This window comes from Rhodococcus sp. 11-3, assembly GCF_023704055.1.
GTDB lineage: Bacteria > Actinomycetota > Actinomycetes > Mycobacteriales > Mycobacteriaceae > Rhodococcus > Rhodococcus aetherivorans.
In genome coordinates, this window is the sequence record NZ_CP080406.1 from 2,119,398 (window position 1) to 2,139,894 (window position 20,497).

At 68.6% G+C, this 20,497-nt stretch carries 11 protein-coding genes and 1 pseudogene; 4 read left to right on the forward strand and 8 right to left on the reverse strand.

What is annotated here, in order from left to right:
• Nucleotides 1–35 precede the first annotated feature (35 nt).
• The 3 genes from KZJ41_RS10265 to KZJ41_RS10275 are packed head-to-tail and all read right to left on the reverse strand — an operon-like array spanning nucleotide 36 to nucleotide 2,701.
• Entirely contained in the window at nucleotides 36–572 is a 537-nt protein-coding gene (locus KZJ41_RS10265) for a flavin reductase family protein (RefSeq protein ID WP_006938981.1), read from the reverse strand.
• 57 nt (nucleotides 573–629) lie between these two features.
• Entirely contained in the window at nucleotides 630–1,433 is an 804-nt protein-coding gene (locus tag KZJ41_RS10270; RefSeq protein WP_043797917.1) for an alpha/beta fold hydrolase, read from the reverse strand.
• Nucleotides 1,430–2,701 (reverse strand): LLM class flavin-dependent oxidoreductase, encoded by a 1,272-nt coding sequence (locus KZJ41_RS10275; RefSeq protein ID WP_043797920.1) that lies wholly within the window; start codon nucleotides 2,699–2,701, stop codon nucleotides 1,430–1,432. The genes KZJ41_RS10270 and KZJ41_RS10275 overlap by 4 nt, the downstream gene beginning before the upstream one ends.
• A 177-nt stretch (nucleotides 2,702–2,878) precedes the next feature.
• Here KZJ41_RS10275 and KZJ41_RS10280 point away from each other — a divergent pair, with 177 nt between their 5' ends.
• On the forward strand, nucleotides 2,879–3,835 hold the full coding sequence (locus tag KZJ41_RS10280; protein WP_080688475.1) for a LysR family transcriptional regulator: 957 nt from the start codon (nucleotides 2,879–2,881) through the stop codon (nucleotides 3,833–3,835).
• Nucleotides 3,836–4,501: 666 nt separating this feature from the next.
• Here KZJ41_RS10280 and KZJ41_RS28595 read toward each other — a convergent pair.
• A pseudogene (locus KZJ41_RS28595) lies at nucleotides 4,502–5,866 on the reverse strand (MFS transporter); the annotation flags it as partial.
• A gap of 168 nt (nucleotides 5,867–6,034) precedes the next feature.
• Nucleotides 6,035–6,952: a LysR family transcriptional regulator gene (locus KZJ41_RS10295; RefSeq protein ID WP_029542615.1), complete on the reverse strand. Its 918-nt coding sequence runs from the start codon at nucleotides 6,950–6,952 to the stop codon at nucleotides 6,035–6,037.
• A gap of 228 nt (nucleotides 6,953–7,180) precedes the next feature.
• Between KZJ41_RS10295 and KZJ41_RS10300 the strand changes: the two genes are divergently transcribed.
• The gene (locus KZJ41_RS10300; RefSeq protein WP_006938998.1) at nucleotides 7,181–7,957 is read left to right on the forward strand and encodes an alpha/beta fold hydrolase; all 777 of its coding nucleotides are present in this window, start codon (nucleotides 7,181–7,183) and stop codon (nucleotides 7,955–7,957) included.
• An 81-nt stretch (nucleotides 7,958–8,038) separates the two neighbouring features.
• On the opposite strand, the gene KZJ41_RS10305 is transcribed toward KZJ41_RS10300, so the two are convergent.
• From KZJ41_RS10305 to KZJ41_RS10315, 3 genes are all read right to left on the reverse strand, one after another.
• Nucleotides 8,039–9,985: a 3-oxoacyl-ACP synthase III family protein gene (locus KZJ41_RS10305; RefSeq protein WP_006946876.1), complete on the reverse strand. Its 1,947-nt coding sequence runs from the start codon at nucleotides 9,983–9,985 to the stop codon at nucleotides 8,039–8,041.
• 53 nt (nucleotides 9,986–10,038) lie between these two features.
• The gene (locus KZJ41_RS10310) at nucleotides 10,039–10,872 is read right to left on the reverse strand and encodes a 3-oxoacyl-ACP reductase family protein (protein ID WP_006946880.1); all 834 of its coding nucleotides are present in this window, start codon (nucleotides 10,870–10,872) and stop codon (nucleotides 10,039–10,041) included.
• A gap of 885 nt (nucleotides 10,873–11,757) precedes the next feature.
• Nucleotides 11,758–17,271 (reverse strand): carboxyl transferase domain-containing protein, encoded by a 5,514-nt coding sequence (locus tag KZJ41_RS10315; protein ID WP_029542619.1) that lies wholly within the window; start codon nucleotides 17,269–17,271, stop codon nucleotides 11,758–11,760.
• 844 nt (nucleotides 17,272–18,115) lie between these two features.
• On the opposite strand from KZJ41_RS10315, the gene KZJ41_RS10320 reads away from it, so the two are divergent.
• Together KZJ41_RS10320 and KZJ41_RS10325 are read left to right on the forward strand one after the other, a co-directional pair.
• Nucleotides 18,116–18,568 (forward strand): GyrI-like domain-containing protein, encoded by a 453-nt coding sequence (locus KZJ41_RS10320; RefSeq protein WP_006946883.1) that lies wholly within the window; start codon nucleotides 18,116–18,118, stop codon nucleotides 18,566–18,568.
• 53 nt (nucleotides 18,569–18,621) lie between these two features.
• Nucleotides 18,622–20,475 (forward strand): acyl-CoA thioester hydrolase/BAAT C-terminal domain-containing protein, encoded by a 1,854-nt coding sequence (locus KZJ41_RS10325; protein ID WP_251550721.1) that lies wholly within the window; start codon nucleotides 18,622–18,624, stop codon nucleotides 20,473–20,475.
• Nucleotides 20,476–20,497 lie beyond the last annotated feature (22 nt).

Consider the following 20,497-nt stretch of genomic DNA (forward strand, 5'->3'; position numbering starts at 1 on the left):
TCACGCCCCGACAGGCATGGAGCCGGCCGGACCGATCATTCCCAGGAGCCGGAGCTGTGAAGCTGGGATGTCTGCCCGCGGTAGTACACCAACGGCCGGTTGTCGCTGAAGTCGACGTCGGTGACGCGGCCGATCATGCCGAGGTGGTCCCCGGCTTCGAAAACATGGTCCTGCTCGCACAGCACCGTGGTGACGGCGTTCTTGATGGTGGGGATTCCGTGGTGATATTCCCACTCACCGAGGTCGAACTTCGCTCCGTCGAGTCGAGCGAAGCCGTGGCAGATCTCGGCTTGATCCTCGGCGAGGACGTTGATGCAGAATGTGCGACAGCGCCGAAGCTGGGCGAACGTCGATGATCCGGAGAAGGCGAAGAACGCCACCAACGGTGGATCGAGCGATACCGAGGTCAGCGAGCCGATGGTCATGCCGACCGGTTCCCCGTCGCACAGGGCGGTGACGACGGCGACCGAGGTGGGCACGCGGCCCATGGCCCGCCGGATCGTCGTCGCATCGACCTCGTGCTCGTCGGCCGGTCGGGTATCGCGTGCGGGGGGTTGCAGCGTTGTGGTCATGGTCGGTTTCCTGGGAGGTCGGGGACCCGGTCGGGAGGACACCGGTGCCTGCTCGGGTCAGAGGAGGAATTTGTCGACGGCTTCGACTGTGTCGTCGAGTTTTTCCACCTGGGGGATGTGGCCGCAGTCGTCGACGATGGTGACGGTGCTGTCGGCGATGAGCTTGTGGAACTGATCGGCGTAGTCCACCGAGATGAGCCTGTCGTTGCGGCCCCACACGATCAGCGTGGGTGCGGTGATGCGGTGCAGGCGGTGCCGCAGGCCGCGGTCGGGGATGGGCCAGGCGAACTTGCCGGTGCAGCCGAACGCCCACACCATCGCCGCGGCCGCGGCCTGCTGCTGGGCGAGGTCGTCGGAGGGTGCGAGCATCGCCTGGGCGGCCGGGCTCGCCGGGTCGTGGAACAGCAGGGCCGGTAGCTGGTCGGGGGGTGTGGCGATCCAGTTGGCGACCGGGGCGGTCTCGGTCCACAGCCCGATCGGGTCGAGCAGGACCAGCTTGTCGGGCAGGGTGGGGAAGGTGGCGGCGAGTTCGGCGGCGAGCATGCCGCCGAAGGACTGCCCGATCACCACGGGATGGTCGAGCCCGAGGGTGCGGACCAGCTCCTCGTAGGCCAGCACCATGTCGCTGAGGGTGTCGATGGTGTGGATGGCGTACGGGTTGCCCTCGCTGGTGCCGGGGAATTCGGGGGCGTAGACGGTGTACCGGGAGGCCAAATGGGACAGGAACGGATCCCACGCCAGACCGGCGGCCGGGTGCAAATACAGCAGCGGTGCGCCGGCGCCGGCGACCTTGACGGTGATGGCGAGCCGGCCGCCCCAGACGTCGACGGTCTGTTCGGTGATGGTGGGTGTGGTGCTCATCGGGCGTTCGCTCCTGCCTTCGTGGTGGCGGTGATGTCGTAGGCGATGGGGGTGCCGCCGAGTCGGCTCGGCCACCAGTGGTGTTCGTGGTCGGTGTCGGTCCACAGCGTGCGCAGCCGCGGCAGGACCTCCTCGGCGAACAGGTGGATGTTCTTCATCACCAGGTGCCGGGGCAGCGAGCCGAAGCCGAGCATGGCGTGCAGATTGCCGATGCCGTATTCGCGGCAGAAGGCGAGCAGCTGTTCGGCGACGGTGTCGGGGCTGCCGACCACCACGACACCGGCCTCGACCAGATCGCGGAAGGTGGCGGTGCGCATGCGGTGGTACAGGCCGAAGTCGCCGGGGTCCTTGATCAGGGCCTTGACGCCGTTGATGTCGATGGCGCCGGGCAGGCCGAGCTTCTCGATCGGGATCGAGCCCAGGCCCTTGCGGAAGGCGTACTCGGCGTGCGGACCGTACTCGGTCTCGGCGCGTTCGTCGGTCTCGGCGACGGCGATGGTCTGCAGGAACCCGATGCGGTAGGGATTGCGGGCGACGCCGGCCTCGTCGGCCTGTTCCCACATGCGGTCGAAGATGCGCTTGCCGGTCAGCTTGGCGCCGAACCAGCTCAGGTAGTTGAACCCGAAGCCGCGGTCGAAGCACATCCGCATGGTGCGTGGGTTGCCGATGCCGGTGATCCACACCGGCACGTTCTCCTGCAGCGGCCGCGGCCACATGTTCACCATCGGATATTGGGTGTAGCGGCCGTTCCAGGCGAACGGTTCCTGCTCGCGCCAGGCCCGCAGGACCAGTTCGAGGTTCTCGTCGAACCGGGGGCGGACCTCGATCGGCGGGATGCCGTTGTTGATGTTGGCGTCGTAGCTCAGACCCACGGTCAGTCCGGCGACCAGGCGGCCGCCGCTCATCACGTCGATCATCGCGTATTCCTCGGCGGCCCGGAGCGGCTCGCGGGCTTTGCCCAAAGAGCGGCCCATCGGGTAGACGGCGACGTCGAGTCCCTCGGTCTCGGTCATGTAGGCCAGCGCGCTCGAGATCAGATCGGGGTTGGGGACCATGTCATAGCTGCTCTGGCCGTGTTCGGTGACCGCGACGCCGTCGTAGCCGCTGCGGGCCCCGAGCATGAGCTCGTCCATGAAGTCCCGGATCGAGGAGTACATCCCGTCCCGGGTGACGAGCGAGTACGGGATGCTGCACACCGACTCGTATTTGGTCTCGAAGTCGTCGGGCAGGTACCGGTACGGCGCCTGCAGGAACAGGTTGACCTTCACGTGTTCTCCTCCACAAGTGCGACGAGGTGAGAAACGCCCAGCCCGCGGTCCCACCGGAACGAGAGGCCCGTCACTGTCCGGGGTCGGTGTGATCCAGCTCTCGAAGATGAGGCTAGGAGGCAGAAACCTAGATGTCTAACACCTGTTTGTTCAGCTATTGAGATATCTTCCATCTGAATGTCAGACTGGGGTATGGAGCTGCGCCATATGAAGTACTTCGTCACCGTTGTCGACGAGGGCAGCTTCACCCGGGCGGCCGAGCGGCTGTCCATCGCCCAGTCCCCGGTCTCCCATCAGATCCGCAAGCTCGAACGCGAACTCGGCGTGCGACTGCTCGCGCGCACCACCCGCTCGATCGCCCTGACCGAGGCCGGCCGGGTGTTCTACGACCGCTGCGTCGCCCTGCTCGCCGCCAGCGAGGACGCCGTGGATTCGGCGCGCAAAGCCGACCGCGGAGAAATGGGAGCATTGTCGTTGGGGTTCACCGGCTCGGCCACCTACGACCTGATGCCCAACCTGGTCCGTGCCTACCGCGAACGCAACCCGCTGGTGGAGCTCACCCTGCGCAGCGAGATGCTCACCCCGGCCCAGGTTCAGGCCCTGCTCGATGGCACCCTGTCCGTCGGATTGCTCCGACCCCCGGTGAACGCGCCCGGCATCGTCGTCGAACTGCTGCGCAACGAACCCCTGCTGGTGGTCATGCCCGTACAGCACCCCATGGCCAGCGCCACCACGATCGACCTCCACGATCTCGCCGACGAGGCATTCATCGGCTACTGCTCCCCGTCGACCATGCACGACACCCTGATCACCGCGTGCAGGCAGGCGGGCTTCGTTCCCACCGTCCGGCAACAGGTGGCCGAGACCTCCACCCTGGTCGCCCTCGTCGCCGCCGGCCTCGGGGTCGCCCTCGCGCCCGAGTCGGTACGGCACCTGCGCATGAACGGTGTCACCTACCGACCGCTGAGATCTCCGACAGTGTCCGTGCCCCTGGCCTTGGCCTACCGCGAGGACACCATCGGCCCACTCATCCGTCGCTACCTCGACACCGCCCGAACCGTCCTGCGCAGCAAGAAACTGCTCGACACCACGTCCGATCTCGACGAGTTGGGCCAGTACATCGACACGATCTGAAGCACATCTGTCTCGTGCTCCTGGCGTTCGAGGCGGCACAATATCGGTTATCGGCTGCATGTATGGCAATCTTTAGGCCAATAACGGGGCTATCAGCGGCCCGGGCACCTGCACCGCCGCCACCGGCGTATGGGACGCACCCGTCGGGGACCGAGGCATCCCGATGAGGAGAGGGTGCCGATGGCCGCGGCGCCGGCCCCGCGGCGGTCGGCGGCGTCTGTCTCGCACTTTCCGCCATGGTGATGCCCGCGCTGGCCCGGTGATCCGCCGAGGACGCGGCCGCGACCATGGTCGCGATCAACGACGGGCCGTGCAGCCGGCCGTGGTCAGGCCGATCTTGTCGGCGGTGCCCAACAGGTCGGCTCACCCTTCTTCATGTCCGACACTCGGTTTCGATCCACTCACCGCGAAGCGGCAGGCTGGGGCCGTGGGTCTCGATGATGCGGCTGCGCGTGTCATCTCTCGAGGGCGATCGCGATGAAGACACAGCTCGGCCCCGCCTGGAATGCAGGCGGGGGCCGAGCCGAATGTCACGGTTGGTTCAGGGGACTCAACGGCCTACCGGGACGGCGGTGCTCTCGTCCTCGTTGGAGACCTTCTCTTCGCCGGGCAGCGGGATGCGGTCCATTTCGAGACCGGCTGTTTCCGGGATGAACCTGACGGCTACCAGGGTGACCAGAGCCAGCACCACGATGTAGGCCGAGAAGATCCACCCGACATCCATGGAGTTGAGCCAGGCGTAGAGATAGGGCGCCGTGCCGCCGGAGAGTGCGGCACCCACGGAGGTCCAGATGCCTACGCTCGTCGCGCGGGCTTCCGTGGGCGACTGCTCGGACATGACTGTGGAGTGGATCGACGACTGGATGCCCCATACGAGCAGGGCAATTCCCTGCGACACGAACAGGGTCCACGGCGCCGACGTCAGGACCCAGTTGATGGGGAACACCACCACAATGACCGCGACAGCCCACAACACCAGTTGCTTGCGGCGCCCGATCCGGTCCGAGAGCCGCCCCCAGAACGGCAGTGCGATGAAGGCAAGAATCTGTGCGCAGAACGTTGCGATGTAAGCCCCGTTGGGATCCATGCCCTTGCCGGAAATGGCGAACGACGAGGAGAAGTTCACCCACGTGTAGTAAAGTACGTTGGTCAGGAGGCTCAGCATCAGAATGCGGACGGCGATGATCACCAGCTGCCGGCGCGTGATCACTCGGACCGACGCGGTGCCGGCGGCCGCCTTGGCTTCCTCGAAGAATCCGGATTCTCGGCCTGACGGCGGAGGAACAGCGCGAAGATGGCCAGCACTGCTCCGATGGCAAAGCCGATGCGCCACCCGAACTCCGACATGTCGTCCTCGGAGATGATCGACGTCAGAAGGATGCTCATCGCGGTTGCCGCCATGACGCCGAGCAGCATGGTCATCATGATGCTGCTACCCCACAGGCCCCGCTTGTTCGCCGGGGCGATCTCGGCCAGGTATGTGTAGGCGTTTCCGCTTTCGCCGCCGTGGGCGATGCCCTGGATGAGCCGAGCCGTCAGAAGGAGAACCGAGGCCCAGATGCCGATGGAGTCGTAGGTCGGGATCACCGCGATCAGGAGACTGCCTGCGCCCATCATGAGCATGCAGATGACCAGGGATGTCTTGCGTCCCAGCCTATCTCCCAGTCGGCCGAAGATCAGCCCGCCGAGGGGGCGGGCGAGGAAGCCGCCGGCGAACACCGCCAGCGTGGAGAGCAGCGCCGACTGGGGATCGTTCTTGTCGAAGAAGTTGGCGGCCAAGTATGTGGTCAGGAGCGCATACATGGTCCAGTCGAACCATTCGAGGAAGTTTCCCGAGACGACGGCGATCATGGACTTCCGCTGATTTCTCGGAAAGTGCCCTGTGCCGTCTGGCATTCCGGCGCCGTCGCCGGCAGTGGCTGTTGTTGACATGGAGAACCTAACGAAGGGAGAAGTTGAGGAAGGGGAACGGCTCCTATGAGGCGCGCCCCCCGGGGCGGGCGTTGTGACCCACCGCGCAGAGCTTCTCATATCCACAGTAGTGCAATCCAATTCTGATTGATCTGAATTCACTATGAGTTTGATAGCGGGGATTAACCAATCCGAAGGTACGTCGACGGGAACGACAAGAACCCCAGCGGAACCGGGGCTTCGGTGAGTCCGGCGGGGCTGATCCGGCCCTTTCGGGGCAACGTCGGGTTACCGGATGAGGAGTACCGGCTCGGGCTCGGGTGTGGGCAGGAGCTCCCGGGCAATGGCCACGACAGCGTGCAGGGCAGGATCCGTGTTCTTCTTGTGCCATGCCAGCACAGCGGCCATTTTCGGTACCGGTGTGGAAAACGCCCGATAGCAAAGTCCGGGCATTTGGATGTGCTGTACGGAGGAGACTGTCACTGTGATCCCGACACCGGCGGCGACGAGACTGAGGATCGTGTAGGAATCGGGCGCCTCCTGGACGATGCGCGGGGAGAAGCCCGCCTGCAGGGCGATCAGCGCCGTGGCGTCCCTGACCGTAGAGCCTTGCGTGCCAGGGAAAGTCACGAACGGCTCACCGGCCAGGTCGGCGACTTCCAGCTCCGGTTTCGCCGCCAGTGGGTGGTCTTCGGGCAGCGCAGCCACCAGCGTCTCGAAGTCGATGATGTGCCAGTCGATCGACGGGTCGCGGACAGGCAGACGAGCCAAGCCCATGTCGAGGCTTCCGGAGAGGATCTGATTCACCACCGCTCCGCCGTACGTCTGCCCTTGGAGAGCAAGGTCGATGCCCGGTTCGCTGCCCTTGACGGCCCTGGTGATCAGAGGCAGGACGCGGCGGCTGCTGGCGCTGGCAAAACCCAAGGAAACTCTGCCGGTGATTCCCGAGCTGCCGAACATCGCCGCGCGTTTTGCCAGGTCCAAGTCGTTCAGAACCTTCTGCGCCGGGCCCTGCAACGCCTGGCCCGCCTTCGTGAGTGAGACGGACCGTGTGTTGCGCTCGAACAGCTGGACGCCGAGCTCCTTCTCCAACTGCTGGATCTGCTGGCTGACGGGAGGCTGCGCCATATGAAGCCGCGCGGCCGCCCGGCCGAAGTGAAGTTCCTCCGCTACCGCAAGGAACGTGCGCAGGTGACGGATCTCCACTACTGCCCCCATTGATCTATCTCGACTATCAGACCGTGCCGCTATTGATATTAGGCGAGCATCAATTTCAGCAGAGCCTCCCGGTGGGAACTCGACGCTCCGGCCGAGAAGGCGGACGACGAAGGCGAATATTCGTCAGAACCCAACGGATCGCATTCTTTCGGCAGTAGCCACGCAAGCGTCGGACAGGGCCGCGCCCCTGGTCGGCGGCACTGGAAGGATGTCGCCATGAGCGATATACACACCGTCGCGTTCGGCGACGTGGAGATCGAGGTGCTCGTCGACGGATCCGGCCCGGCCGTGGTGTTGCTGCCGTCCCTCGGCCGCGACTCCTACGAGTTCGACCCGATCGCAACCGACCTCGCCGCCGAGGGCTTCCGTGCGATCCGGCCCCAGCCGCGTGGCGTGGGCACGAGCCGCGGTCCGCTCGAGGACCTCGACCTGCACGACCTCGCCCGCGACGTCGCCGAGGTGATCGAGCGGCTCGACGCGGGCCCGGCCGTCCTCGCCGGGCACGCCTTCGGCCACTACGTCGCGCGGGTCCTCGCTGCGGATCGGCCCGACCTGGTGCGGGGGGTGGCGATTCTCGCCGCGGGCGCCCGCCGGTTCCCGGAGTCGCTCACCGAACGCGTCGCCAAGTGCTCCGACCTGTCGCTGCCGGGTGCCGAGCGGCTCGAGCATCTGCGGGCGGTGTTCTTCGCCGAGGGGCACGACCCGGCGGTGTGGCTCGACGGCTGGTGGCCCGCCGCGATCGTCGCGCAGCGCCGGGCGATGGCCGCCACGGACAAGGAATCATGGTGGACGGTCGCGCCGTCGCCGCTGCTGGACCTGCAGGCAGGCGACGACGTGTTCCGTCCGGCGCCGACCCGCGGCGAACTCACCGGGCAGTTCGGCGCCGACCGGGTCACGGTCGTGCTGATCCCCGGGGCCGGGCATGCCCTGATCCCCGAGGTTCCGCACGAGGTCGCCCGGGCCCTGATCGACTGGATCCGCGTCCTGCCCTGAGAATCGGTACCGAAAGCCGTTGCCCGCGTGCGCTGGTGCGCACGCGGGCAACGATTCCCCACGCGGGGAACGACGGTTCGATCAGCCGAAGGCGAGTGTCACGTCGTCCGAGGTGGACGCTGCGCGCAGCGGGTCGATGGCCACGGCCCCACCGTCGACCGGGCGGAAGGGTGCCACCACCGCCGGATCGATCCGCAGCACCGTGAAGCCGGCGACGGCGCCGGCGCCGAAGCCCGGAGCGAAGATCCGCACGGGTTCGGTGATCACCCCGTCCCGGACCGCGTCGTGGATGGCGAGCGGGATGCTCGCCGACGAGGCGTTGCCCACCTTCTCGATGTTGAAGTACAGGCGGTCCGACGAAAGGCCGGCGTCCGCCGCGAGCTCGGTGATCATCGTCTTGTTCGCCTGGTGCGGGACGATCAGGTCGATGTTGTCGAGCAGCGTTCCCATGCCGCCCTCCGGGGCGGGCAGGGCCTTCACGTCGTCGAGCATCTGGACCAGATAGCGGCCGGCGAGCGCCTTGACCTCGGGTCCGTAGACGGTGATGTAGTTGTCGAAGTCCGGGTTGGGCCAGATGATCGAGTTGACCTGGCTGTTCGGGCCGCTGGCGTAGGTCTGCATGTACTCGATGTCCGGTGCGGAGCCTTCGGGCGCCACGCCGACCACGAGCGCAGCCGCGCCGTCGCCGAAGATCATCCGAGAGGGGCGCACATTGCCGATCTTGTCGGAGAACTTCTCCACGCACACCACCAGCACCGGCCGCTGCACCTGCTGCAGGATCCGGGTGGCCTCCGCCAGCCCGTACGGCAGGCCGGCGCACGCGGCGACCAGGTCGAACGAGGCGTGGGTCTGGGCGATGCCCAGCTCGCCGGAGATCCACGTGGCCAGCGACGGGATCAGCCGGGCGCTGGTGCAGGTGCACACGATCACGGCCCCGATGTCCTCGGGTCCCACCTGCGCGTGCTCGATCGCCGACTTCGCCGCCGACAGCGCGAGGTCCTCGAAGCTGCCCGAGGTGTAGCGGCGCTGTTCGATGCCGGTCTTGGCGGTGATCTCGTCCGCGGTCATCGGCGACCAGTTGTAGGCCGAGTTGCGGATCAGATCCTCGTTGGTGCACACCTGATCACCGTGCGCGACGGCGAGGGCCTCGATGCGCGGCTGCACCGCGAAGTCGCGGCGTACGTCGATCGTCGGGTACGGCCGCGAGGGCTGCACCGGCTCGACCTTCGCGGGGACGGCGGCGCGGGCGGTCCGACCCGAGGTGACCCGGGAGATGAACCGCTGCACGTGCCGGTCGCGCGGGTAGTAGAGCACGACGTAGTCGTCGTCGCGCAGCTGCCCCACCTCGGTGAGCTCGACCTGGGTTCGCTCCCACGGCTGCTGGTTGTGCAGCACCATCGACCAGCGCCGCAGCGCCTCGAGCTCGGCGACGTCCTCGTGGCAGTCGAGGATCTCGTCGTAGCCGAACCGGGGGAAGTCCGGGTTGTACGCACCGAGGCGCATCGTCCGGTTCGACGGATCGGAGATCAGCTCTGCGACGGTGGGCTTGACCGTCGGCAACCCGGAGGCGATGTGCTTGCGGGCGCCGAAGACGTCGAAGAGGGTCTCGAAGATCCGGTCCTCGGCGGGGTCGTCCCAGCCCGCGGGCAGGGCGCGGTAGGCGTCCGCGACCTGGGCGGTCTTCGTCTCACTGTCCGGCCACGGCGTCAGGACGGGCATGTAGACGTCGTCGCGGTTGCGCGGCACGTCCGACCACCGGGTGGGGCGCTTGTCGAACATCGTGATCGCGAAGCGGTTGGCCCAGAACAGGTTCAGCGCCATGTCGCGCATGAGATCGACCTTGGTGCGGTAGACGCCCTGCGCGTGGCGGGAGAGGATCTCCGAGACCGTGGGGGCTTTGGTCTCGAAATCGCGACGGATGACGGCATCGAGCTGCTCGACGCTCGTCATCGTCGAGAAATCGAGATCGGGAAAGAAGTTGGACGGGAAGACGATCCGCCCGTGTCGGTTGAGCTCGAAAGGCTGCATGTGCCGAAGTACCGTTCAGTGAGAAGTGCGGAGGTGTGTCTGGGTGCAGCGGGTCACATGTCGAGTCCGCCGTTGACGCCCCACACCTGACCGGTGATGTAGGACGAGGCGTCGGCGGCCAGGAAGTGGACGACGCGGGCGATCTCTTCGGGATCGGCCAGGCGGTTCACCGGGATCGTGCTCTTGATGCGATCGAGGACCTTGTCCGGGATGGTCTCGACCATCTCGGTGGCGACGAAGCCGGGGGTGATGGTGTTGACGGTGACGCCGATGCTGTCCGGGGTGAGCTTGCCGGAGCGGGCCAGCGTGAACGCCGCCTCCTTCGCGAGCGTCTTGGTCAGGCCGAACATGCCGGCCTTCGAGGCCGCGTAGTTCGCCTGGCCGATGTTGCCGGTCTCGCCGATGACGGACGAGACGTTGACGATGCGACCGGTGCCGCGCTCGAGCATGTGCTTCAGGGCGGCCTGGGCCAGGAAGAAGGCGCCGGAGAGGTTGACGGAGATGACGTTGTTCCAGTCGTCGTCCTCCATCTTCAGCACGGTGCGGTCGATGGTGATGCCGGCGTTGTTGACGAGGATGTCCAGGCGCCCGTGCCGCTCGATGACCTCGTTGATGGTGCGACGGCAGTCGTCCGCGTTCGCGACGTCGCCCTTGTGCACGCTGTACTCGACGCCGTTCTGGCCGTTCGCCTGGATGTCCGCGAGGAACTGGTCGGCCTGGGCGGTGTTGCGCCCGTACCCGGCGGCCACCGTCGCGCCCTGGGCGGCGAGGCTGCGGCTGATGGCCGCGCCGATGCCGCGCGTTCCACCGGTCACGAATGCGACGCGGCCGCGCAGCTTGGTGCCGGCGACGGTGGTACGGGACGACGGTTCGATGGTGCTGGTCATGTCGGTTCTCCTCGAATGCGGCGAACTCGACGGATGCCGTCGAGTACAGATGTGTCGGGCCGGCGATGCCGGTGCCCCGAGCGGCGGTGCCCGGAGTCCGATCGGCGTGGGTGCTACCGCGAGCAGCTGATGTGAGCGTCCCTGCACGCTTCGCGATATTCGCCCCTGCCAACCGAATTCACGTAGTGCTCCCGCTCGTTCTCCCCTGTCGAGTTCAATGATGCAGCATCGCGCGTCATGTGTCATGTCTTTCGCCGAAAATGATTGGCAGAGCAATGACTTACGCTAATGATACTGAATAGTCTTGAATAACAACGGATTACGGTCATTGTTGGGGTGATGTTCACCTACAGGCCGACTGCATGTCCGTTCCGGGACCTTGGTCACAACACGCAACGCGCAGCGGGCCGATCGGAATGGCGCGCGGTACTACTGCACGGTCAGGAGTGCGGCATACATGCAGCTGGTCTGTTCGCGTATTCGTGATCTGCCTGCGAAATGTACTCCAGTACAACATAATTCACTGCTCGATCCGTGGCTGTTCCGCTCGCATGGGGGGTGCCGGCTCGAAAGCACTGCGTGCCAACAGCGTGCATGTAGCGACCTGCGCGGGGGGTGTGGGGGGCGAAAATCGGTACCCGGCTCCACGCCGCCGCAAACCTGTGAGCTTGCTCACGATCGCATATTTCCCGGGATTGGGACACTCCGGATCGGGGGTTGTGTGCGCGGATCGGTCGCCTCGCCCAGCGACTGCAGGGCGACGTACGGCCGTCCCGGCGGGAGAAAGTACCCGGGACGCCGGCCGAGACGGTGACGGACCCGTGAGGGCACAAGAAAGGGCCCCGCACCGGCGAACCGGTGCGGGGCCCTTCGGGGATCGTGCGGTTACTGCGCGAGCACCTTCGCCATGCCTCGCTCGACGGCGGCGACGATCTCCGGCCGCAGGTCCGCGGCAGGGATGATCGAGTGCACGGAGCCGACCTGCTGGGCGCGCTGGATGTTGTGGATGGCCTCGAACTCCGCAGCCACCTCACCGAGCTTCTCCGACCGCACCGCCGTGCGCTGCGTTGCCAGCTCGACCCGCAGGCGGGCCTTCTCGCCGTCCTCGGCCGCGGCGAGCTGCGCCTCGAGTTCGGTGATCCGCGGATCCGCCGCGGTGCGCGCATTGACGTCGCGGGTGAACACCACCGCCGCGGCGGGTGCGCCGCCGAGCACGGAGGCGAACGAGCCCTCGACCGCGAGCACCTCCATGTTCTCGTTCAACGCGCCGGAGAACACCACGAAGGCGCCACCGTGGTAGCGGGAGACCACGACGAAGACGATCGGGCCGTCGAAATTGACGATCGCCCGGCCGATCTCGGCGCCGTTCTCGAGCTGCAGGTTACGCAGCGACTCGGGGGAGCCGTCGAACCCGGACAGGTTCGCCAGCACCACCACGGGGCGGTTGCCGCTCGCCGCGTTGATCGCCCGCGCGGTCTTCTTCGACGACTTCGGGAACAGCGTGCCCGAGGTCCACTGGTCCGGCCCGTCGGTGGGGAACCAGCCCTTGCGGGCGATGGCGCGGGACTCGATGCCGATCACCGTGACCGCGTTGCCGCCGAGATGGGCGTCGAACACCACCGACGTGTCGGCGTCGGCCATGTCTGCCCACCGCTCGAGCACCGGGTGGTCCTGGTCGACCACCGCGCGCATGACCGTGCGGATGTCGAACGGCTTCTTGCGGTCCGGGTTGGTCTCCGCGGAGAAGATGTCGCCCACCGTGGTGAAGTCGCTCGACGGGTGCACGTGCGGGTACACCCGGACGTCGCGCTCGATCGGGTCGACGGTCTCGGCCTTGCGGGGGAACCGCTCGCCCGGGGCGAGGTAGGCGTGCTCGTAGTGCCCGAAGAGCACCTCGACCGCGGCCGACAGGTTCGGCGCCCAGTACTGCGCCTGACCGTTGGGGCCCATGACGCGGTCGTAGCCGCCGATACCGAAGTTGTCCTCGGCCGACACGCCACCGGAGTAGTCCAGGGACTGCTTGCCGGTCAGCACCATCGCACTGTCCGGGGTCATCACCAGGATGCCCTTGGTGTGCATGAGCATCGTCGCCTCGGCGTTCCAGTACGGCTGGGCGCCGACGTTGATGCCGGTGACCACGACGTTGATCTCGCCGCCGGCCTGCGTGAAGGTGATGATGCGGCGCAGGGCCCGCGAGACCCAGTCCATGTTCTCGGTGCCGGACTCCATCGAGATGGTGGCGCCGGAGGACAGCGCGAACCACTCGACCGGGACGCCGAGCTGCTCGGCCAGGTCGATCGCGGCGACGACGCGGGCGCACTCGGCCTCCGCGACGGTGCCGAGCGCCTTCGTCGGATCGCCGAACAGTGCGACGCGGGTCATGCCCTCCGGGTACCGCGGCGTCGGGGTGGTGACCAGTCCGACCACCAGACCGGCCTTGTTCCGTCCGTACGGACGCTGCACCGGCACCACGGCACCGGTGACACCCCCCGTCGCTGCGCTCGCCCCGGAGTCGTCGAGGTCGTACTCGACGAAGCTGCCCTTGCTGCCGGTGAGCAGCGGGATCAGCTCGTACGGGTACACGGTGCCGCGGGCGCGGGAGCGCTGGACCTTCTGGGTGTACTCGTCGAGCGGCTGCAGCGGCTCCTTCGGCGGATCGGTCACCCGCACGACCACGCCGGCGCCGGAGCGGTACGAGAATCGCAGCGCCACCTCGCGGGGCTCGGCCTCCGCGGTCTCACGCCACCAGCCGATGACGGTGATCTCCTCGAGGCCGGCGCCGACGGTGAGCGGGGCCGCCCCACGGCTGACCCGCTTCAGGTCGTCGATGCTCAGATCCACCTCGGGCCACACGAACAGCACCACGCGGTTCGCGTCGAGGCGGCGCTTGCCGCGGGCGGCCTGCGACCGGCGGATCGCGTCGAGGCAGCTCGACAGGGCCCGCTCGAACGCGGGCAGGCCCACGATCGTGCCGGTCTCGTCGCGCTGCGGGGTCAGGTCCCGCACCTCGGCGAGGGCGATGAGCCGCTCGTCGGACGGATTCTCGTTCGCCGCAATGTGATACAGGTACGAGTCCGGGTTCGCCGGCAGGCGGGTGCCGACGAAGTTCTTCAGCCGCCACAGATCCAGGCGCTGACCGGTGAGCGGGTGCATGTCGCGGATGTTGGTTTCCTCCGCGTACCCGGTCTCGAACGGGCGGAAGGTGAAGACGTGCTCCTCGGCGCGGTCGGTGTGGCACACCGTCACCGTGACCCGGCGGGCGGCGGCGGCGACCTCACGGCCGGCCAGCACCGCGCGCAGCGCCTCGGCCTGCGCGTCGGCGTCGGCGGGGGCGTCGTCCCACGCGAGGTACAGGTCGACCACCAGGTTGTCGGTGCCGGGCAGGGTGCGCGCCGACTCCTCGACGGTGTCCAGGGCCGCCTCGAGCTCGGCGTGCCGGGCCTCGGTGGAGATCAGGTACAGGCGGGTGCCGCGCAGATCGAAGTTGCCGGTGACGAACTGCCGGCCGCCGCGCACCTCGGACTGCACCTGCTCGAGCGTGCGGATCTTGTAGGCGCGGCGGGTGATGACCTCGAGCAGCGGGCCCGGAACGGTTTCCGGTCGGGCGATCTGCTGGGCGAGCAGGTCGATCAGCGGCTCGGGGGTGGCCACCAGGGCCTCGACGCGCTGCGCGTAGTCCGCGGCGCCGGGGTGGTCGGCGAGGTGGGCGAGGCTGCCGCGCACCCCGTCGTACACCTGCTCGCGGACCTTGCGGATCACCGGCTCCTCGAAGAGGCGGTAGCGCAGGTTGCGGGCCGCGTCGCCGATCACCGGGTAGCGCACCTGGGTGGCGACGATGAGCCGGTCGAGGACCTCGTTCAGCTCCTGCGAGATGCCGGCCGGTCCCTCGGTCTCCTCGAGCCACCGCTCGAGCAGTGCCGAGACCACCGGAACCTGCGTCTCGATGCGCTGCTGCGCGAGGAACAGCCGGTAGACGGCCTCCTCGAGCTCGGGGGTGCGATCCAGCTCGGTGACGTCGTAGTGCCGCAGCGCCTGCGACAGTCGCGCACGGAAGCTCTCGGGCAGGCCGCCGACCTCGACGTCGAGGGACTGCAGGTAGCCGTGGAAGTGCTCGCGGGGGCTGTGCACGCGCTCGTCGCTGGACTCCTCGGCCTGCGTCGGGCGGTTGCGCGAGAGCTCGCACACGTCGGCGAACGTGGTGAGCAGCGCCAGCTCGGCGCGCACCAGGTCGCAGTTCCCGGCGGCCTCGCCGCGCAGGCGGTCGTACTCGGCGAGCAGCGTCGCGGTCCGCTTGCCGGAGACGTCGTAACCGGTGACGAGCGCCTCGAGGGCGTCGAGCCGGGCCAGCGCGTCGGCCGCGGCGTCGCCGGTCACGACGGCGGCGGGTGCGGGGAACTGCACGCGCTCGACCGTCTCGGTGACGGTCTCCTCGGCGATCCGATCGACACGCAGCAGCGGTGCACCGGCGTCGACCTGCGAGTTGACCACGGCGAGGACCTCGCGGACGCGGCCGGCGAAGGGCGCGCGCACCGCGGTCTCCATCTTCATGGACTCGAGCACCACGAGCGTCTGGCCGGCCTCGACGTCGTCGCCGGGGGCGACGGGCACCGCGACGACGACGGCGGGCGCGGGGGTGCGCACGACGCCGGCCTCGTCCTGGCTGATCTGGTGGCTGATGCCGTCGACCTCGACGAGGAAGCCGGTGGCGCCGGCGATCGAGACGATGTGGTGGCGGCGGCCGGCGAGGACGAGCCGGGACTCGAACTGCCCGAGCCGGTCGACGTCCACCTCGAGTTCGCCGCTGCCGGCGTCGACGCGGTAGCGGTGCGGCCCGACCTGTCCGACGAGCAGCTCGTAGGCCTGGCCCTGGTAGCTCAGCTCGACCTTGCGGCCCACCGAGTGCCCGGCGCGGGGGCGGCCGCCGCGGGCGGAGGTGAGGAACGCGGCGCGCTCGTGGCTCTCCTCGGCGTCGTAGACGTCGACGGCCGTGGCGATCAGCGCGATGTCGGCCACCCGGGACGGACCGGTGGCGGTGCCGGCTCCGGTGCGGTCGAGCCAGCCGGTGTCGGCCGACGCGGAGATGACCTCCTCGCGGTCGAGCAGGTCGAGCAGGAACGACTTGGTGGTGGTGCCGCCGTCGAGGACGACGGTGGTCTCGCGCAGCGCGGTGCGCAGGCGGGCCAGGGCCTCGTCGCGGTCGCGGCCCCACGCGATGATCTTGGCAACCATCGAGTCGTAGTCCGGCGGGATGACGTCACCCTGGGCGATGCCGGTGTCGACGCGCAGGCCGGACCCGAGCGGGAACTTGAGCAGCTGCACGGAGCCGGGGGCGGGGGCGAAACCGTTGTCGGCGTCCTCGGCGTTGAGCCGGGCCTCGACGGCGTGACCGAACTCGGGCGGGCAGTCGCCGGGCAGCTTCTCCCCGGAGGCCACCAGGATCTGCAGCTTGACCAGGTCGATGCCGGTGGTGGCCTCGGTGATGGGGTGCTCGACCTGCAGGCGGGTGTTGACCTCGAGGAAGGTGAAGATCTTCAGGTCCGGCTGGTACAGGTACTCGACGGTGCCGGCGCCGCAGTACCCGGCGGCGCGCACGAGGTCCGCGGAGACCGCGCGCAGGTGGTCGGCCTGCTCCTTGGTCAGCAGCGGCGAGGCCGACTCCTCGATGACCTTCTGGTTCTTGCGCTGGATGGAGCAGTCGCGCACGCCCGGCGCCCAGACGTTGCCGTGACCGTCGGCGATGACCTGGACCTCGACGTGGCGGGCGTCGGTGACGAGACGCTCGATGAACACCACGGGGTCGCCGAACGAGCGCTCGGCCTCGCCCTGGGTGCGCTCGAGGGCGAGCTCGAGCTCGTCCTCGGAGTACACCTTGCGGATGCCGCGGCCGCCGCCGCCGGAACGGGCCTTGATGATCAGCGGGTAGCCGATGGCCTGGGCGTGCCGGCGCGCGTCGGCGCGGGTCTCGACCGGTCCGCCCGACCACGGGGCGACGGGCACGCCGACCTTCTCGGCGAGCAGCTTGGCCTCGACCTTGTCGCCGAGCAGGCGCATGGCCTCGGCCGACGGGCCGATGAAGGTGATGTTCAGGCGGGCGCAGACCTCGGCGAACGCGGGATCCTCGGCCACGAAGCCCCAGCCGACCCACACGGCGTCGGCCTTCGCTTCGAGGAGGGCGCGCTCGAGTTCGGCGTGATCGAGGTAGGGGGTGGCGGCCGTGGTGGACGGCCGCAGGGTGACGCCCTCGTCGGCCTGGCGGACGAACATGGCCCGCCGCTCGGCCTCGGTGTGCAGGGCGATCGTCTTGATGTCGTAGCCGTGCTCGGAGTTGAGCTCCCGGACTGCTCTGATGAGGCGTACTGCCGCCTCACCTCGGTTGACCACCGCGATCCGTTTGAACATACTCGTTGCCACCGTTCTCCAGGTTTGTGCGCGCTCGTGCGACGCTCGTCGAAGCTTCTCGCCAGTGAGTGAAAAAAGTTAACCGATGTCGAGGCCCGCGTCACGGGTTGATAACGCGAGCAAGAACATGTATCGGTCGGCTCCTCGTGTCGGCGTATGCGTGCGGACGTGTGCACCGACTGGCCCGGCGGATGCCTGGGTGTCGGCGGACAGGCGGTCGGCCTCGTCCCGCGGACCGTCGTCGTCGACGGCCGAGTGCCCCCCGGTGGGGACGATCCTTCCGCTAACAGCATGAAGGAAACATGAGGGTTTGTCACGTTTTGTGGTCGGCAGGGCGGGGTTTGCCGCTCCCTCTCCGCCTCGCGCGCGGGAACTGCTGGCGGACAGTCGATTACGATCGAAATGGGGGATGATTCCGGGGCCCGGCCTCGGCGGGCCCGGGAATACCGCCGGGTAACACCGGGCAGTAACATTCGGGCCGTTGGTCTTTCGCGCGGCACGATGCCGGGTCCGCGAGCGCCGTCGGCTACGTGAATTGTCCAGCATCGGACCGGCATCGACGCCGCGAACGGGTCGAAGCGGACACGGGCCGCCGGCTGCGGGACCCGTCGCGCCGCCGCGACGAGGGTCGCTGCGGTCCGGCCGGTGCTGTGACGATTGTCACGGTAGTCGGAGCGCTCGTGTGTGCGGGCCGAATGTCACATCGATTCGATTGCATCGACCGGATGTGACATTCGGCCGCCGGCAACCCCCGCACAGCCCGGGCGCTCGATGTCTCCGGAAGTTCACGAATCGGCAGTGTGAATCGCCTATCGTGGCCCCAGGCTTCGACAGGGGAGGACGCATGCCCGAGATCGTGCACGCACCGGCCAGGCATCTGGCCGCCGTGGAGTTCAGCACCGACGTGGCGCACATCGGTGAGCACCTCGGCGAGGCGTACGGCGCCGTCGAGCAGTACCTGGCCGGCGCGGGCACGTCGCCGGCCGGCCCGGCCGTCGCGTACTACCGCAACTTCACCAGGGAGGGCTTCGACGGCGCCGCCGGCTTCGAGGTCGCCACCCGGATCGACGGCGACGGCCACGTGGTCCCGATCGACCTGCCCGCCGGCCAGGTCGCGACCGAGACCCACCTCGGTCCCTACGACACGCTCGAGCACACCTACGAGGCCCTCGCCGCCTGGGCCGCCCGCGAGGGGCACGACCTCGACCTGAGCACCGCGTGGGAGGAGTACTGGAGCCCGCCGGGCACCCCCGCCGAGGAAGTGCGAACCGTGATCTTCGTTCCCGTGAACTCCTGAGGCGTATCGCGGAAGCACCCCCACGGCGGCGGGAGGCGGGAGACAATCCGCGAATGTCCCTCGTCGTCGGATTCGCGCCGTGGATTGTGTACTGGATCCTCGTCGGCAACACCGGGTTCGTCACCGCCGTGGCCGCCGCCCTCGCGCTCGCCGCCGCCGGCCCCCTCGTACAGCGGGTGCGCGGAAAGCCGTGGCGCTCCCTCGACGTCGGCACCGTCGTCGTCTTCGCGCTGCTGCTGATCGCCGCGCTCACGCTCGACGACGCCGTCCTCGAACGCTGGCTGCAGCCGGTCGGCAATCTCGGACTGCTGCTCGTCGTCCTCGGCGGCATCCTCGCCGGACGACCGTTCGTGCGCGAATACGCCGTCGAGACAGTCGATCCCGCGACCGCGGCATCCGGCGGCTTCCGGTACATCACCACCGCGATGACGTGGATGTGGGCGGCCGCGTTCGCCGTGATGACCGTGTCCTCGCTGATCCCGCCGATCGTCGACGGTTCCGCCACCGTCCGCGACGAGACCGACGCGCTCTCCGTCGTCGGCTACTGGGTCGTCCCCTTCGTCGTCCTGGGTGCCGCCGGACTGGTTTCGGCCCTGTTTCCCAAGTGGTTCGACACGAAGTCCGCGCTCGCCGCCACCGCCAACCCGAGCCCCGAACCCGCGTCCCCGACGGCACCACCCCCGGACCTCGACTCGCCCCGGGTGCACCTCGTCGTGCCGCGCCAGTCGCGGCACGACGAGCCGTTCCGCCTCACCCTCGCCGGGTCGCGGCCCGACGCGACGATCACCGTCACCGCCGAGGGCGCCGACATGTCCGGCGCCCGCTGGCGGTCGCACCGCAGCTACGACGGCAGCGTCGACGTCGTCGACGAACCGTTGTGGGACATGCGGTTCGACGAGCCCGACCGCGTACCCGACCTGTTCGTCCCCCCGCCCGGCCGGTGGCCGGTCACGCTCACCGTCACCGACGGCCCGCACACCACGCGACGCACGGTGATCCGCACCGACGCCGCGCCCGGCGTGACCGTCGAAAACCTCGACGTCGCCGGACGGCCGGGTCTGCTCGCCCGCCCGGACGGCCCGGCTCCGCTGCGCGGATGGCCGGCGGTGCTGTGCGTCGGCGGATCCGAGGGCGGCGTCGATTCCCAGCGCGCCACCATCGCCGCCCTCGCCTCCCACGGCCACGTCGCCCTCGCCTACTCGTGGCTCGACGAGAACACCGAGGTCGCGTCCGTACCGCTCGAGCGCTTCACCGGCGCGCTGCGCCACCTCGCCGCCCTGCCCGAGATCGACACCGACAACGTTGCCGCCGTGGGCATTTCCCGGGGCGCCGAAGGCCTTCTCGCCGCCGTCGCGGCCGACGGCACGTCGCTGCGGGCGCTGGTGCTCGTCAGCCCCAGCTCCGTCTCGTGGCAGGGACTCGGGCCGGACGGGGAGATCCCGGACACTCCGTCGTGGACCCTGGGCGGCGCGCCACAGCCCTGGGCACCGCTGCCCAGCTCCGCGCTGATGCCGCAGATGATCCGCAACGCCTGGCGCGCCGGCCGCGACGTCGCCCGGCACCGGCCGTCGCTGCTGCGGCTGTCCGACGCCTACCGCGCGGGACTGCGCGACGCGCCCGACCCCGCCCACCTGCGGTCCGAGAAGATCGACGCCCCGATCCTGTGCATCACCGGCACCGACGACCAGCTGTGGCCGGCCACGGACATGGCGGGCGCCCTGCTCGCCCGGCGCGGCGACGGTCGCGACCGGCACCTGTCCGTCGACGGCGCCGGCCACCTGATCCGCCTCGGCATGTTCCCCGGCGACGCCCAGTGGAGCGGTGGCATCGCCTTCGGCGGCACCCCGGCCGGGCAGGGCAGGGCCCAGCGCGCCGCGGTCGACGCCGTCACCGAGTTCCTCGCCTGACCGGCGCTCCCGTCGCGGTCCC

What these genes read in the sequence shown, in the direction of transcription:
- KZJ41_RS10265 (WP_006938981.1), bottom strand. Translation starts at nt 572, where the DNA reads ATGACCACAACGCTGCAACCCCCCGCACGCGATACCCGACCGGCCGAC.
- KZJ41_RS10270 (WP_043797917.1), bottom strand. Translation starts at nt 1,433, where the DNA reads ATGAGCACCACACCCACCATCACCGAACAGACCGTCGACGTCTGGGGC.
- KZJ41_RS10280 (WP_080688475.1), top strand. Translation starts at nt 2,879, where the DNA reads ATGTCAGACTGGGGTATGGAGCTGCGCCATATGAAGTACTTCGTCACC.
- KZJ41_RS10300 (WP_006938998.1), top strand. Translation starts at nt 7,181, where the DNA reads ATGAGCGATATACACACCGTCGCGTTCGGCGACGTGGAGATCGAGGTG.
- KZJ41_RS10305 (WP_006946876.1), bottom strand. Translation starts at nt 9,985, where the DNA reads ATGCAGCCTTTCGAGCTCAACCGACACGGGCGGATCGTCTTCCCGTCC.
- KZJ41_RS10310 (WP_006946880.1), bottom strand. Translation starts at nt 10,872, where the DNA reads ATGACCAGCACCATCGAACCGTCGTCCCGTACCACCGTCGCCGGCACC.
- KZJ41_RS10315 (WP_029542619.1), bottom strand. Translation starts at nt 17,271, where the DNA reads ATGTTCAAACGGATCGCGGTGGTCAACCGAGGTGAGGCGGCAGTACGC.
- KZJ41_RS10320 (WP_006946883.1), top strand. Translation starts at nt 18,116, where the DNA reads ATGCCCGAGATCGTGCACGCACCGGCCAGGCATCTGGCCGCCGTGGAG.
- KZJ41_RS10325 (WP_251550721.1), top strand. Translation starts at nt 18,622, where the DNA reads ATGTCCCTCGTCGTCGGATTCGCGCCGTGGATTGTGTACTGGATCCTC.